Raw genomic sequence first — 15,223 nt, 5'->3', positions numbered from 1 at the left:
CAACGACCTGCGAGGCAGCATAGTCGCGCACCGTGATCCCGCCTGTCGAGCCCGTGACGACGGTGGCCGTCACGGGCCCGACCGGGATGGTTACCCGACGGTGAGGGTGTACTCGGTGCTGCCGGTCTTGCCGGTGCTGTCGGTGGCGGTGACGGTGATCTTGTAGGTGCCGCGCTGGAACGGGGCGGCGATGCTCATCCGCGAGCTGCCGCCGGGGTTGACGGTCGAGGGCAGGAACATCGGTGCGGACGGCAGGCCGGTGGCGCTGAGGCTGATCGGGCCGGTGCCGCCGCTGACGGTGATGGTGCTGTTGATGAACCCGCCCGGCGAGACGGTGCCGGCCGCCGGGGTGGCGGCGGGCTTCGGGCCCTCGGTGGAGCCGCCCTCGCCGACGGTCAGGGTGTACCCGGCGGTCTTCGAGCCGGAGGTGCCCTTGGCGGTGACGGTGATCTGGTAGGTGCCCTTCGGGGTGCTGGTCGCGGTCTCGAAGGTCAGCTTGGCCACCTCGCCGGTGGTGACCGAGGTCGGCTGGAAGGTGGCGGTGGCGCCACTGGGCAGGCCGGCGGCGCTGAGTTCCAGCTTCTCCGGACCCGGCTCGCCGGCCTTGCTGGTGACGCTGGTCGAGATGTGCTTGCCGGGCTCGACCTTGCCGGCGGCGGGGGACAGGCCCACGGTGAACTTGCCCTCGCCGGGCTGGCCGCCGCCGATCTCCTTGCGGGCCCAGTCACCCATCTCGTTGGTCAGCCGGGCCATGATGCTGTACCGGTCGCAGCCACTGGCGCCCCAGGAGACGACCCCGACCACCACTCCGTCCACTGTGTACGGACCACCGCTGTCGCCGGAGCAGGTGGCGGTGCGGCCGTCGTCGAAGCCGATGCACACCATCACATCCGGGTTGACCTTGATGTTGAAGACCTGGCAGTTCTTGGCGTCGTTGACCGGCAGCGTGGTCTTGTAGAGCACACCCGAACCACCGCTGGCCGCGGTCTTGCCGTAGCCGACGACGGTGCCGGACTTGCCGGGCGCGGTCAGCGCGCTGTCGCCGGAACCGGCCACCTTGGCCCACTGGCTCTCCGGCACGGGCAGGTCGTCCTCGGTGGTGATCACCGCGACGTCGTAGCCGGTCTGCCAGGAGTTCGGGCCGGTGTAGCGCGGGTGCACCTTGTGCGAGGCGACCTTGGTGCGGAAGGTCTCGCCGCCGGGCGAGGTGAGGTCGTCGTCGCCGTAGACGTAGCTCTTGGCGCCGCCGACGTCGATCATGCAGTGCGCGGCGGTGAGGATCTTGCGCTTGCCCACCACCGCGGCGGTGCAGGACTGGCCCTGCGGACCGCCGCCGCCGGCCCGCAGGCCCGCGATGACGAACGGGTTCTCCTTGACCGTGGTGCGCTGCCCGTTGACCACCTGGGCGCCCACGTCCCCGGTCTTGAGCTGGTCGGTCGGGGTGACGGCGTCGCTGATCCGGTCGGTCGGCGCGGCCGCGGCGGAGGCCATCGGCAGCGTCAGCGCGGCCAGGGCCAGGCAGATCGTGATGACCAGACGTGGTGTTCGCATCGTGCTCCTCGCAGTGCAGGGGAAGGAAAAGCAGGGTGGTGGCTCAGAAGGTGATCGACCAGCCGGTCAGGGTGCCGGTGTCGAAGCGGTACACATCGCGCACCGCCAGCCGCCAGGTGCCGTTGGCGTCCTCGCGGGCGGCGTCCACGGTGAAACTCCGGTGCACGCCACCGGTTTCGCCGACGCCGCCCGCCTGGTGCAGCGGATAGGCCGCGCCACTCGGGCCGATCAGGTCGATGGCCAGGTCGCCGGTGTAGCCGTGCTCGATGTCCACCCGGACCGGCAGGGTCGCGGAAGCCTTGCCAGGGCAGGAATCCTGCACGACGGTGTTGCCGACCGCGGACCCGGCGTCCGGAATGGACACATCCTCGTCGTTGGTCTTGACACCGCAGCGCGGCGGCGGACCCCCGCCGATGAATCCGGTGTACAGCAACTTGTTCGGCGAACCCGCGCCCGGATTGGTCACCAGGTCCGGGGTGGCGTTGTCCACCAGTGCGTCCCGCACCTGCTGCGGGGACGCGCCCGGGTTCGCGCCCAGGTACAGCGCGGCACCGCCCGCACCGTGCGGGGAGGCCATCGAGGTGCCACTGCCGGTGCGGAAGCTGCCGGTGTGGTCGGTGGAGTAGATGTTGCCGCCGGGGGCGAACAGGTCAACGCAGCGGCCGTAGTTCCCGCTGCGACCGCCACCCTGGTTGATCCAGCCCACGGTGAGCGCCTCCGGGGTGCGCCCGGGGCTGGCCGTGCACGCGTCCTGGCCGTTGTTGCCCGCCGCGACCGCGACCACGAATCCCTTGGCCACCAACGCCTTGACCTGTTCGTCGCCGACGCCCACGGTGTCCATGACCAGGCTGAGGTTGACCACGCCGGGCTTGACGCCGTTCTTGCCCACCCACTCCAGCGCGCTGACCGTGGCCGAGTCCGGCCCGGAACCACCGCAGTTGAGTGAGCGGACCGCGACCACCTTGGCCTTCTTGGCCACCCCGACGGTCTTGCCCGCGATGGTGCCTGCCACGTGGGAGCCGTGCCAGAAGCAGTCGCTGGCGTCGTTGTCGTTGTCGATGAAGTCGTAGCCGTGGCTGGCCCGGCCCTCGAACTCGGGGTGCTTGATGCCGATGCCGGAGTCGATCACGTAGGCGGTGACGGCGTCCGCGGTGTTGGGGTAGGCGTACTTCTTGTCCAGGCTGGTGGTCCGCTGGTCGATCTGGTCCAGGCCCCAGGACGGCGGGTTCGGCTGCTCCCCGGCCACCGCCCTGGTGGTGCCGTCCTCGTGCACCGCCTTGACCGAGGGGTCGGCGGCCAGTCGCCTGGCCTGCTGCTCGGACAGCTCGCGGACGGCGAACCCGTTCAGCGTCACCGAATAGGTCTCGGCCAGCACACCCCCGTAGCGCTGGGTGAGCGTGGCCGCGGCGGCGCGGGCACCGTCCTTGAGCACCACGAGGTAACTCCCGGCGTGGTGCTCCCTGGCCTGCACGACCGTGCCTTCCGGCTGGGCGGTGGCCACCCCCGTGACGGTGGCCATCGCGACCGCGGCCACCGCCAGCAGGCTCGCGGTACTTCGTAGTCTGCGCATCGGTTTCCTCCTTCTCGCATAGCGCTCGGCCATCACCATTGGGCGTCGGGGGAGGGGGAACAACCGTGGTAAGTCCCCGTAGGGGTACTGGACTTGGCCGCGGCCCTTCTGCCGGTCACCGCCGCGCACCTACGCTCCGAGCCATGACCGGAGCGCCGCTGATCGGCCGGGACACGGAGCTGGCCGCCCTGCGCGCCGCGCTCGCCCGGCCGCCCGCGGTGGTCTTCGTGGAGGGCGAGGCGGGCATCGGCAAGACCAGGCTGGTGGCCGAACTCGCCACCTGCGCACCCACCCAGGTGCTGATCGCGGCCTGCCAGCCACTGCCCGACCCGTTCCCCTACGGCGTGCTGCTGGACTGCCTCAGCCACTGCGGTGACTGGCTGCGCGAACCGGGCCCGGTGACCGGCGCGCTGCGCGACCACCTGCCCGAGCTGGCCGACCGGCTGCCCCCGGCCCCGCCGCCGCTGGGCGATCCGGAAGCCGAACGGCACCGGGTGTTCCGCGCGTTCCGGCAGCTGCTCGGCGCGCTGGGCCCCACGGTGCTCGTGCTGGAGGACCTGCACTGGGCGGACGAGCGCACCCGCCAGGTGCTGCGCTTCCTGCTCGCCGACCCGCCGCCCGGCCTGTCCCTGGTGCTCACCTACCGGCGCGAGGACCTCGAAGGCCAGTCCCCACTCGGCCACGCCCTGCGCCTGCCACCCGGCGTGACCGGGGCACACCTGGTCCTGCGCCCGTTCGACGTGGACCAGGTGCGCGCGCTGATCAACACGATGCCCGGCCCGCGGTTCACCGCCGAGGCCGTGCTGCGCGAAACAGCGGGAATCCCGTTCGTGGTGGAACAACTGCTGCGCGCGGACGGGCCCGGGGTGCCCGTCCTGGTCGCCGAGGCCGTCCAGGAGCGGCTGCGTAACCTGCCAGCCGCGGCGCGCGCACTCGCCGAGGCCGCCGCGGTGCTGGACGTCCCGGAACCGGTCGACACCCTGGCCGCGGTCGCGGGCGAGTCGGACCCGGACCACCTGGTCACCCTGGTGCGCGCGGCCGTGCTGGTCGAGAACCCGCCCAACCGCTACGGATTCCGCTACCCACTGGCCGCCCGCGCCGTCCGCGAGTCCCTGCCCGGCCCGCGCCGCACCGAACTCCACCAGCGCGCCCTGCGCGTGCTCGCCCGCCTCGACCACAAACCGCTGGCCCGCCTGGCAGCCCACGCCAGGTCGGCCGGCCTGACCGCGGAATGGCTGCGGCACAGCGAATCAGCCGCCGACGCCGCCATCCTGAACCGCGACCTGCCCACCGCGGTCGACCTGCTCTCCGCCGTGCTCACCGATGAGGACGTGCGGCCTGCCGAGGTGAACCGCCTGGCCACCAAGCTGTGCACCACCGCGCTGACCGGCCTGCACGATCCCGCGGTGCTCACCCTCATCGAGGACCTGCTCGCCGATCCCCGGCTCAGTACCGAGGTCCGCGGCGAGGTGCGGCTGTGGTTCGGCCTGCTGCTGCTCCGCGACACCGGCGAACCGGACCGCGCCGAGGCGGAGATCGCGCACGCCATCGACCAGCTCGGCGACCAGCCGGACCGGATCGCCCGCGGCATGGCGGTGCTGGCCGTGCCCTACCTGAGCACGGCGCCCATCGCCGAACACCAGGCACTACTGGACCGGGTCGACGGCGTGCTCGACCACCTGCCCACCCGCACCCTGCGCACCGCAGTCCTGGCCACCACCCTCGGCGGCAGACTCATCACCGGCGACCCCACCGCCTGGACCCACGCCGACCGACTGCCCTCCCCGGCCGAGGTCACCGACCCGGAGGAAATCCGCCAGCTGGCCCGCGCGCACTGCAACCTGGCCGACGCCTGCTCCTGGATAGGCCACCACAACCGAGCCCGCGCCTACCTGCGCACCGGCCTGACCCTGGCCGCCAGGGTCGGCGCCCCGTACGTGACCGGCACCGCCGAGGCCACCGCCGTCCGCCTGGACTGGCTGACCGGCCACTGGCACGGACTCGACGAACGCATCACCGAGCTGGTCCAGACCTACGCGCACCTGCCGCCGGTCACCACCGAACTCCACCTGGCCCAGGCCTGGCTGGGCACCGCCCGCGGCGACTGGACCCGCGCCGAACACAGTTTCCACGCGGCGTTAGGTCCCCACCCGATCGCCGCCACCATGCCGGTACGTATCGCCGCCGCGGGCGGCCTGGCCGCCATGCTGCTCAGCCGGGGCGACCGCACTGCCGCCGCCGGGCACGCCGCACACGGCCTGTCCTTGTTGCGCGCCAAGGGCGCCTGGGCCTGGGCAGGCGAGGTGCTGCCGCAAGCCGTCGCCTGCCACCTGTCCACCGGCCAGGTCGACGCGGTGCAGGACCTCCTCGCCGAACTGACCAACGGCCTGTCCGGCACCGACGCCCCCTACGCCCAGGCAACCCTGACCGCCTGCCAGGCCACCCTTGCCGCCGCCACCGGCAATCACCAGCAGTCCCAACACCTTTACCGCTCCGCCATCGAACAACACCAGAGCCTGGGCCTGACCTACCGCGCCACCCAGCTCGCCGAACAGGCCGGGGCCACCGAACTCGGTACGCTCGCCCAGACCTACGACGCCCTGGGCGCCACCGTCGACGCCGCCCGCTGCCGCCACCACCTGCGCGGCACCGGCATCGCCACCCCGTCACCGCGCGGCAGACGCGGCTACGGCAGCCAGCTCTCGCCACGGGAGCAGGACATCGCCCGGCTGGTCGCGGGTGGGCACACCAACCGGGAGATCGCGGAGACGCTGTTCCTGTCGCGGCGGACGGTGGAGGAGTACGTGGCCAAGGTGTGCCGCAAGCTCAACGTCTCCTCCCGCCACGACATCAGGTGAGGTCAGCCCGGCAATTTCGGTTCTCCGACTGGAGCCGGAACGAGGACATCAGGTCGTTCATGAGATCGCCGACGTAGGCCACGTCGTCGTGCTGGGTCTCGCAGTAGCCGGATGTGTTGATGTTCTCGTACACCCCGGAATGGCGGCAGGACTTGTAGGTGCGGTAGGAGGAAACGCGGTCGTTCCAGCCCGCCGGCAGGTGATCCCACCGGTAACCATCCCGGTCGCAGTCACTGCCGGCGTCGATCTTGATCTCGACGCTGGCGCCCGCGTAGTCCCGGTCAGCCCACATCTTGGCCACAACCTCGCACGACGGACAGCGCGCTACCGGATTGGCGACCGCACCGCGCTGGTCAACACACGTGTAGGAGCCAACTTCCAGATCCTGTGCCTGCCCTGCTGACTTCAGGCCTGCCGGCCGCATCACGGCAACGCAGTCGCCGGGACGCATCGCGGGGGTGGATCCGGGATCCACGAGTGCCAGCGTGGTGACGAGCACGGCCCCGGTCGCCAGGAGCGGACAGGCAGGCAGGGCCAGGGCGCGCCTGATGAGCTTTCTCACGCTGAACCACTCCGGCGGCGGGACTGGCGCAGGGTGAACAGGATGCCCCCGCCGCCCGCGAGCAGCCCACCCGCGAGTCCCAGCATCATGATCGGGTTCGCACCGGTGTTGGCCAGCCCGTTCTTCTTCACCTCCTGGTCAGTGGGCTTGGTCCCTGGCTCCGGCTTGGGGGCGGGGGCCGCCGGCTTCGACGTCTCCTTGGCCGTTGTGGTCGAGCTGGCCGGGGCCGTGGTCGCCGGGATCGTGGTGGTCGTGGTCGCCGGAGTCGTCGTCATCGGAGTGGTGGTCGGCGGGGGCGGCGGCTGCTCGCAGGGGCCGACGCGCTTCTCCCAGACCATCGGCGTGTCCCTCCCCTTGGACTGGACACTGAGGGAGAAGGAATAGATTTCGTTCAGCGCACCCGGCTTCACCTCGAATTTCCGGGAAATCCAGTAGTTGAAGTTCTCGCGGAGCACCACCTGCCCCGAGCCGGTCGCCTTGGCCTTCTTGTAGGCGACTTCCAGCCGGTTGCCCTCGTTGAAGCCGGTGAGGTCGAGCTGGACCTCGATACCTCCGGGGACACACCGAAGGCCCCAGCTGCTGGCGGTCGCAGCGCTCGCGGGGGAATCGAGCAGCAGGACGCTACTGGCGGCGGCGAGAGTGGTGATGGCAGCACCAAGGAGCTGACGCATTGTTGACGGCATTATGTTTTTCCGATCAAGTTCGATCATCAGATTGCATTTGCCGGGTCAGCGTATTCGCCATCCGTGTTCACAATGTCAACTACGAGGCAACCGGAGATGTCGGATAATCACCAAAAGTAGACAGGGTTGTCGACCCTCGTTGTCACGCTGAGTGTCCGCCTGGCATGGTTTGACGAGGCATGATTACTCAGCGTACGATCCGATGGCCGCACTTCGTGTGAATTGGACAGTTCCTGATCGAGGATTCCCGTGACGCCCCCTGCTGCCCCGGACGCTTTCGAGCGCTGGTACTCCGCGCTCATGAAACCGGTCGGCCGGACCCGGTGGACGCTCGCCGATCTCCTGATCACCGGACTGGTGGGCTTCGGATCGCTGGACAACGCCCTCACGCCGACAACCGGACTGCTCAGTGGTGCGGTACCCGCGGCGGCGGTCGCGTTCCTGGTGACGCTGGGTTTCCTGTGGCGGCGGCAGGCTCCGCTGGCCGTGGCGGTGCTGGCCATGGCAGGACTGATCATCGACGGCGCCCGCACGCCGGTCTTCTTCGCCCTCTTCGGCCTCGCCGCCTACCAGCGGCGACACCGGTCGGCGATCATCACGATCACCAGCGCGGTGGTCATCCCGCTCAAGGCCCTGCTCCCCGGCAGCACCGGGCACTCGGTGACCACTGACCTGCTCACCTCGGCCTTCTACGTGCTCATGCCGGTCGTCTTCGGTCTGGGCGCGCGAGCCTACGAACGCGGCATCGTGACCCTGCGCGCCGAGCGCGAGCGCCAGATCGCCCAGACCAAGGCGGCGGAACGGATCCGGCTCGCCCGCGAGATGCACGACATCCTCGGGCACCGCATCGCCACCATCGCCATGCACGCGGGCGCACTGGAGTTCGTGCCGGGGGTGAAGCCGGAGAGCAGGCAGGTGGCCAGGGTCATCGGCGACACCGCCAGGGCCGGTCTGCGGGACCTGCGCCAGGTGCTGGGCGCGCTGCGCACCGGCGACGACTCGGTGATCGCGGGCCGCCGCCTCGCCGACCTGGAACAGCTGGTGGCCAACGCCCGATCGGCGGGCCTGGACATCACCTTCACCACGAACGCGGCGGACCCCGTCCCGCCAGAGATCGCGCTGACGGCGTACCGCACCGTCCAGGAAGCGCTCACCAACGTCATCAAGCACGCCCCGGCGGCCAGGACCGAGGTGCGGGTCGCCATCGCCGCCGGAACGCTGGAAACCCTGGTGCGCAACGCTCCCTCGCCCGTGCCCGGCCGACGGATCAAGGTGGCGGGCGCCGGTTTCGGGATGATCGGCCTGCGTGAACGCGTCTGCCTGCTCGGCGGCAGCTTCCACGCCGAACCGACCGAGGACGGCGGCTGGCAGGTCCTGGCCTCGGTCCCACTCAACGATCCAGCCGGACAGCAGAGGAGTTGGCAGTGATCCGGGTACTCGTGACCGACGACGAACCGCTGGTGCGATTCGGCCTGTGCGCGCTGCTGGGCGCCACCGAGGACATCACCGTCGTCGGCGAGGCGGCCGACGGCGTGGCCGCACTGGCCCAGGCCCGCGCGCTGACCCCCGACCTGGTGCTGATGGACATCCAGATGCCCGGCATGGACGGCATCACCGCGACCAGGCAACTGCGCGCCCTGCCCAACCCCCCGATCGTCCTGGTGCTGACCACCTTCGACACCGAGGAGGGCGTCACCGAGGCCCTGCGGGCGGGCGCCGTCGGCTACCTCCTCAAGGACGCCCCACCCGAACAGCTGGTCGCGGCGATCCGCCTGGTCGCGGCGGGCAGCACCGTCCTGGCCCCGGCCTCAACGGCCCACCTGGTCAACATCTGCCGCGACCGGGCCGACCAGCCCTCCCGGATCCCACCGGATCAGCGCCGCCGCCTGGACAAACTCACCGCACAGCAACACGAACTCCTGCGCCTGGTCGGCACCGGCATGTCCAACTCGCAGATCGCCCACCGGATGTACCTGGCCGAGGGCACGGTCAAGGCCTACGTCTCCCGCCTGATCACCACCCTCAAAGTAGAAAACCGAACCCAGGCCGCGATCCTGGCGCACCACGCGGGATTCCTGGACGGCGAGTAGCTGTTCGGCCTCGCGGCGGGGGCGGGTTACGGCCGGCTTTGGGAGTCCCGCACGTACGCGGTGTCGTCCCACAGCTCGTAGCCCACAGTGGACGGTGTCGGCACCGCCACCCCGGTGCTCTCGGTGTTGACGGCCAGCGCCACGTCATCCACGGCGAGCACCAGACCGGTTTCGGGACTGCACAACAGATACCGGCGTTCGCTCGGGAACCGCGCGTCGGGTTTGTCCGCCCAGCGCGCGGACACCGCGACCACACGGCGGCCTGCGCGATCCACGGTGTCGCCCTCCGGGTCAGACCCGGCTGGTCGGCGAGGTCCGCCAGCCCCGCGTCGAGCACGGTCATGTCGGTCGCCACCGCTGTTCTGAAGCTCCACAGACGGTTGCGGAAATAGCGGACTTCCCCCGTGCCCCGTGGTCGAGGCTGGGCGCGGACAACGACCGGAGCAGGGTGGTGGCGTCGCCGGGCTGGGCCGCTGGCTGGAACTTAAGCGATGGCGGGGTCGCCGCCACGGGCTGCGGCAGCTGGTTGGCCACCACCGTCGAGGCGGCGACCGCGATCACGGTCAAACCCGCGGCCAGCAAAGCCAGTCGGCAACTGGCGCTGCCCCGCGACGATGTCGGCTGGTCGACCTCGAAACCGGGATCGCTGTGCTCCCAAGGAGGTGGCCCACCGGGCTGCGGCTCGCCGAGTTTGTGTGTGGCCAGGCGCCGCATGGCCCGGGTGGTGTGGTCGTTCATCGGGCACGGGTCCCTTCAGTGAGAACGGTGGCTTCCTGGAGCGGGTTGGGTCCGTCGGCCCGGTCGAGTGCGTCAGCGAAACGGCGACGCGCTCGGTGCAGGCGCACGGTGAACGCGGTGACCGAGCAACCCACGACGTGGGCGGCCTGCCGGGTGGTCAGCCCGTCCCAGACGATGTGCATGAGCGTGTCCCGTTCGCGTTCGCCGTAGGGCAGGTCGGCGCGTCGGCGCCAGGCGATGAGAAAGGTTTCCGCGGCGGCATCGTGCGCGGTATCGGGTGGGACGCGGTGCAGTGCGTAGGCCAGGACCCGGGGGCACAGCGTCTGGTAGAGCTGTGTGAACCGCTCCTGGTCATTTCTCATCTGGCAGCGGGCGAGGATGTCGCGGAACTCGGTATCGGTGCGGCCGCAGCTTATGGGCAAACGACCTCTTGTGCGGCAGTCGGTTCCCCTGTTGGGGGGACAGTGTGCAGAATGGTCAAGCCTGCTAGCGTGCGCCGGGTAGAATTGCAATAAGCCAGGGTTGTGCGTACGGTCTACTTTGGTTGCCGCTTTGTTGGCATTCTCCGGCTATTCCGGACGCGGTGGGCGGAATAGTGTGTTTTTCGCGAATCATTTCCGTGTCGAGAATGGAGAATTGCTGCGGTGACTGTTGCCACGCCTCCGTCGGCCGCACCAGATGGCGATAGCTGGGGTTCGGTATGCGGGCCTCCCCGCCGCCACGAGCGTGCGTTGGTCGGGCTGGCCTTCCTGCTTGTCCTCACCTGCGGTTTCCTGGGGGTAGCCGTAGCCAGGGTGGGCACCAGGTCCGTGGATCAGCCCACCTGTGCCCCTGCGGCGAAGCCGGGTGTCGCCGGTGTTCCGGGAAGTTCACCCTGATCGTGCGCGAACGCGATCACCTAGTCATTGCCGATAAACGACTTCGTCGTGCTGGGTGTCGGTCCACCGGTTCGAGTCAGTTGACGCATAGCGCTGGGTGAGGTTGTCGCCCCAGTGCACGAACCCGGCCACCATGTGCCGGCTGGCGAGGCCGAGGAAACGGATGTGTTCGTTCTCGCTGTGCCCGGCGCGGTCGGTCGCGATGGTCAGTTCCGCGACCAGGTCGTACCAGTGTTCCGCCGCCTGCTCCAGGCCGTCCTGCAGGGAGCAGTTGTGGGCTCTGGCTAGGACGGCGGGTAATGCCATGGCCTGTTCGGGCTGGGGTTCGGCGTTGAAGGCGCTGATGTCGTTGTAGTAGCCGATGATTTTGGAGGACAGTTTGCGCATGGTCCGGACCGCCGGCTGGGCCAGGACCTCGGCGGGGATGTGCCGTCCGGCCACGAAGCCGATCATCTGGTCGTTGAACCAGGGGTAGAAGCCGGTTGTTCGTTCCCGCAGCGGGCCGTAGGCGGCGGCGCCGGGCAGGGTGCGGGTGGTGGTGTAGGCCATCTCGACCAGGACGCCGAAGGAGAATCCCCACATGCCGCTGGCCCAGCGTTCCAGCTGTTCCCAGCCGGCCAGGGTCACCATGCGCCGGCACAGGTCGGCCAGTGCGTGGTACAGCGGGATGTCCTCGGTGATCTCCGCGAAGGGGTCCTCGGTGATCTCGACCATCCGCAGTGCGTGGTCGGTCGCGATGTGCAGCTGCCCGTCCCGGATCGGGCGCTCGATGAAGTGGTCGTCGAGCACCTCGGTGAAGTGCGTGGACTGGGCGGTGTGCGCGAGTCGCTCGGCGTCGTCGCCGAGCGGGTAGATGCTCGCGACCAGGCCGCTGAAGTCGTAGACCGCCTCCTCCTGACCGGGTTCGGCGGTCAGTCCGTACCTGGCCTTCCACTCCACCAGCAGGCGGTGGGCCGCCGCCCGGCCCGGGTGGATGAGCACCGGGTAGGGCGCGATCAACTTCGGGATGGTGAAGCTGTGCCGGGGAGTCACGGCGCCACCTCCGGTGATCGCGTCGGCGTGGGGAAGGCGATGGTGAGGGTCTGGTTGCTGCCGCGGATGCCGATCATGCAGGCCAGCGTGATCAGGTCGGCACGGGTGGACTCCTCGAGCGAGGTGCCCGCCAGGACGGTCATCGCCGCCTGGAAGTGGTCGCGGACCTCGGCCTCGGCGGCGGCCCGCCCGCCGGCGGCGGCGATCAGGTCCGCGGCGGCCCTGACCTGATCGGCGGTGCGCGGCCGGGCGGCGAGCAGCGCGCCCAGCGGCTCCGCGTGCGCGGCGGCCGCCAGGGCCACGATGACGGGGAAGGTCTTCTTGCCCTGGGCGAGGTCGTTGCAGCCCTGGGGGAGGTCGCCCTCGGTCTGCTCGCACCACAGGTCGAGGATGTCGTCGAGGGGTTGCCAGGCCATGCCGAGGTGCCGGCCGGCCTGTCGCAGCCGGTTGACCGTGTCGGCGTCGCAGCCGTTGGCCACCGCGCCGAGGGAGAGCACGCAGCTCAGGATGGCGCTGGTCTTGTTCCCGGCGATGACCCGGTACTCCTCCAGCGACACCGCCTTCGGGCCGCGCCAGGGCCGGGCCGAGGTGGCGAAGTCCTGGGCCTGGCCGATGGTGCACCGGTCCAGGGCCGCCTGCAGGTGCCACATCGCGGCCGTCCCGTGCGGCTGCTGCGCGGCGAGCAGGTCCATCGCGAGTGCCCTGGTGGCGTCGGCGGCCAGGATGGTGGGGCCGACGCCGAAGACCTGCCAGGCCGAGGCCCGGCCCCGGCGGACCGGGTCGTCGTCGATGATGTCGTCCTGGAGCTGGGTGTAGTCCTTGGCCAGCTCCATCGCCACCGCGCAGGCGGTGCTGAGGGCGGAGTCGGTACCGACCGCCCGCGCCGCGAGCGCGGTGAGGCACATGGTGCCCGCGATACCGCCGTCATCCCCCGCCTCGGGGTGGCCGTCGGCGTCGTTGAGGCCCAGGTGGTAGCCGATGATCCGGCCGAGCATGGGTTCGCGACCGTCCAGTTCCCGCACGGCCTCGCTCAGCGCCGGGGCCAGCTCCTGCCTGGTGCGGTCGAGGATCGGCCGCGCGGCCCGGCGGACCTCGTGCACGGAGGACAGCAACAACTGGGTCATCGTCCACCTCCCAGCGCGACCGCCCCAACCACCGACCAAGCCTGGGCCAGGGGCTTCTCGCACCAGATGCGGGCGGGGGAGTTCGCCGGCAGTGCGGCGTAGAACCGGTCGGCCAGCCGCAGTTCCCGCTCGGCGTAGTCGTGCAGGTGCGCCAGGGTCCAGCCCTCGGGCCGGAAGCTGACGCTGCGCTCGCGGTCGGCCTCCTGGTCGGCGAGGATGTTGGCGGCCTGGACGCCGCGGCCGTAGCCGAGCAGCCAGGCCCGGTTGGCCTGGGTGCCGTCGTACCAGGCCCACACGTCACCCAGCATCAGCGCGAGCGATCCGGCCACCGCGTAGGTGTACTGGTCGAGGTCCCGTTCGGTGCTGATCCGGAAGTCCTGTCCGCACCAGTCGGCCATCCGCTCGGCCATGGTGGCGAATGCCTCCAGGATCCGGGCGGCGATCGGGTCGGCCAGCAGGGACGCCCAGTCCGCCAGTCGCAGGGACACCTCGGGCAGTGCCTCGGCGTCGGCGGCGAAGGTGTGCTGGAGGGCGGAGTGGGTCAGGCGGCCCTGGATCGCCTTGCTGATGCCCTCCAGCAGGGCCACTTTCCGTTGTGGGGCAAGGGAGGGGTGGTCTTCCACCTCGTCGATGCCGCGCATCAGCAGGTAGGTGCCTGCCATGGTCTCGTGCAGTCCGGGTGGCATCGCCATGACCGGTTCGACGTAGGTGATGCTGTGGCGCCGCAACACGTTCAGCGCCTCGGTGAGGATCGGCGGCATTGTCGGCCCTTCTCGGCCGGGGTCGGCCCGGCTGGACATCACCGGTCCGTGCTCACGCCAGCCTCAGATGGGAAGTCACATTGGCCAGCAACCATTAGCGGGTGAACTCCGCCGCCGTCATACCGCCAGCGGAAGGATGCACCCGGGTGACATTCGCGGTGGTCGGCCACCTGCCGTAATCGGGCAGGTGGCCGATGAATCCGCGATCAGGCGCGGAAGAACACCCGCAGATCGCCCGCGAGCACCTCGGGCCGTTCCATTGCCGCGAAGTGCCCGCCGTCCGGGAACTCCGACCAGTGCACGATGTTCGAGTTGTCCCGTTCGGCGAAGGTCCGGATCGTGGTGAAGTCGTCCTTGAAGACCGCGACCCCGGTCCGGGAGGTGTTCACCACCGGTTCCGCCGCGGCCTTGGCCTCCTCGAAGTGGTAGCGGCCCGCGGTCGCCTGGGTGTTGGTGAACCAGTACAGCGACACCTGGGTCAGGATCTGCTCGGTGGTGACCAGGCTGGTGCCGTTGCCGAAGCTGTTGAACAGTTCGCTGTAGGCGAGCTGGCCGACCGGGGAGTCGGCGATGGCGGCGCCGATGGTCTGCGGGCGGGTCCCGTTCATCTGGTTGTAGCCGCCGACGGACTGGAACCACTGGAGGTGCTCCAGCGCCGCGTAGTCCTTGGGCTCCAGCTTCTCGAACTCCGCCGGGTCGCCGGAGGGGAAGGAGAACAACTGCAGCACGTGCAGGCCGAGGAAACCCTCCGGCTGCAACAGGCCCAGCTCGCGGGAGATCATCGCGCCGCCGTCGCTGCCGTGCGCGCCGTAGGAGTCATAGCCCAGGCGGCGCATCAGCTGGTCGAAGGTCTCCGCCACCTTGCGCATGGTCCAGCCGCGGCCGTTCAGCGGGGTGCTGAAGCCGAAACCGGGGATCGAGGGCACCACCACGGAGAAGGCGTCCGCGGCATTGCCGCCGTGCGCGACCGGGTCGGTGAGCGGGCCGATCATGTCCAGGAAGTCGATGAAGGAGCCGGGGTAGGTGTGCAGCAGCAACAGCGGGGTGGCGTTCGGCTCCGCGGACGGGACGTGCACGAAGTGGATGTTCTGGCCGTCGATCTCGGTGAGGTACTGGGGTAATTCGTTGAGCCGGGCCTCCTGGGTGCGCCAGTCGAACTTGGTCCGCCAGTGCTCCACGGTCTCGCTGAGGTAGCTGTTCGGGGTGCCGTACTCCCAGTCGTCGGTGGGCGCGGGACGGGGCAGCCGGGTGCGGGCGAGGCGGTCGTTGAGGTCGTCCAGGTCGGCCTGGGCGACGTCGATGCGGAAGGGGCGGATCTCGGTGGAGTTCGTCATGACGCAGACTCTAGGTACCTATTAGGCACGTTCGGTTCCTAT

Annotated in this window: 13 protein-coding genes; 3 read left to right on the top strand and 10 right to left on the bottom strand. The window is 70.0% G+C overall.

All coding sequences use genetic code 11. The annotated features are described in order from the left end of the window. Positions 1–90: 90 nt before the first annotated feature. Together HNR67_RS31410 and HNR67_RS31405 are read right to left on the bottom strand one after the other, a co-directional pair. The gene (locus tag HNR67_RS31410; protein ID WP_185005783.1) at positions 91–1,551 is read right to left on the bottom strand and encodes a trypsin-like serine protease; all 1,461 of its coding nucleotides are present in this window, start codon (positions 1,549–1,551) and stop codon (positions 91–93) included. Positions 1,552–1,594: 43 nt separating this feature from the next. Then, the gene (locus HNR67_RS31405) at positions 1,595–3,121 is read right to left on the bottom strand and encodes a S8 family peptidase (RefSeq protein ID WP_185005782.1); all 1,527 of its coding nucleotides are present in this window, start codon (positions 3,119–3,121) and stop codon (positions 1,595–1,597) included. 143 nt (positions 3,122–3,264) lie between these two features. Here HNR67_RS31405 and HNR67_RS31400 point away from each other — a divergent pair, with 143 nt between their 5' ends. Then, complete coding sequence (locus HNR67_RS31400; protein ID WP_246492637.1) at positions 3,265–5,979, top strand: ATP-binding protein; 2,715 nt, start codon at positions 3,265–3,267, stop codon at positions 5,977–5,979. Here the strand turns inward: HNR67_RS31400 and HNR67_RS31395 are convergent. Together HNR67_RS31395 and HNR67_RS31390 are read right to left on the bottom strand one after the other, a co-directional pair. Next, positions 5,972–6,541, bottom strand: a complete 570-nt coding sequence (locus tag HNR67_RS31395; RefSeq protein WP_185005781.1) for a hypothetical protein — start codon at positions 6,539–6,541, stop codon at positions 5,972–5,974. The genes HNR67_RS31400 and HNR67_RS31395 overlap by 8 nt on opposite strands. After that, complete coding sequence (locus HNR67_RS31390) at positions 6,538–7,251, bottom strand: hypothetical protein (protein ID WP_185005780.1); 714 nt, start codon at positions 7,249–7,251, stop codon at positions 6,538–6,540. Before HNR67_RS31390 ends, HNR67_RS31395 begins: the two co-directional genes overlap by 4 nt. Before the next feature lie 222 nt (positions 7,252–7,473). Between HNR67_RS31390 and HNR67_RS46450 the strand changes: the two genes are divergently transcribed. Together HNR67_RS46450 and HNR67_RS31380 are read left to right on the top strand one after the other, a co-directional pair. Beyond that, positions 7,474–8,652, top strand: a complete 1,179-nt coding sequence (locus HNR67_RS46450) for a sensor histidine kinase (RefSeq protein ID WP_185005779.1) — start codon at positions 7,474–7,476, stop codon at positions 8,650–8,652. Next, positions 8,649–9,314 carry a response regulator transcription factor gene (locus HNR67_RS31380; protein WP_312988410.1) on the top strand — a complete coding sequence of 222 codons (666 nt, stop codon included), beginning with the start codon at positions 8,649–8,651 and terminating at the stop codon, positions 9,312–9,314. The genes HNR67_RS46450 and HNR67_RS31380 overlap by 4 nt, the downstream gene beginning before the upstream one ends. Before the next feature lie 26 nt (positions 9,315–9,340). Here HNR67_RS31380 and HNR67_RS31375 read toward each other — a convergent pair whose 3' ends face one another. From HNR67_RS31375 to HNR67_RS31350, 6 genes are all read right to left on the bottom strand, one after another. Beyond that, positions 9,341–9,589, bottom strand: coding sequence for a hypothetical protein (locus tag HNR67_RS31375; RefSeq protein WP_185005777.1), 249 nt, complete (start codon positions 9,587–9,589; stop codon positions 9,341–9,343). Positions 9,590–10,048: 459 nt separating this feature from the next. Beyond that, the gene (locus HNR67_RS31370) at positions 10,049–10,474 is read right to left on the bottom strand and encodes an RNA polymerase sigma factor (protein ID WP_221490122.1); all 426 of its coding nucleotides are present in this window, start codon (positions 10,472–10,474) and stop codon (positions 10,049–10,051) included. Between the two features lie 480 nt (positions 10,475–10,954). Further along, positions 10,955–11,962 (bottom strand): terpene synthase family protein, encoded by a 1,008-nt coding sequence (locus HNR67_RS31365; RefSeq protein ID WP_185005775.1) that lies wholly within the window; start codon positions 11,960–11,962, stop codon positions 10,955–10,957. After that, the gene (locus HNR67_RS31360) at positions 11,959–13,086 is read right to left on the bottom strand and encodes a polyprenyl synthetase family protein (protein ID WP_185005774.1); all 1,128 of its coding nucleotides are present in this window, start codon (positions 13,084–13,086) and stop codon (positions 11,959–11,961) included. Before HNR67_RS31360 ends, HNR67_RS31365 begins: the two co-directional genes overlap by 4 nt. Then, complete coding sequence (locus HNR67_RS31355) at positions 13,083–13,847, bottom strand: squalene/phytoene synthase family protein (RefSeq protein WP_185005773.1); 765 nt, start codon at positions 13,845–13,847, stop codon at positions 13,083–13,085. Before HNR67_RS31355 ends, HNR67_RS31360 begins: the two co-directional genes overlap by 4 nt. Positions 13,848–14,053: 206 nt before the next feature. Next, positions 14,054–15,181 (bottom strand): epoxide hydrolase family protein, encoded by a 1,128-nt coding sequence (locus HNR67_RS31350; RefSeq protein WP_185005772.1) that lies wholly within the window; start codon positions 15,179–15,181, stop codon positions 14,054–14,056. Positions 15,182–15,223 lie beyond the last annotated feature (42 nt).

Source organism: Crossiella cryophila (genome assembly GCF_014204915.1).
Lineage (GTDB): Bacteria > Actinomycetota > Actinomycetes > Mycobacteriales > Pseudonocardiaceae > Crossiella > Crossiella cryophila.
Note: the sequence above shows the minus strand (reverse complement) of the source record. Positions and strands in the feature narration are given on the sequence as shown.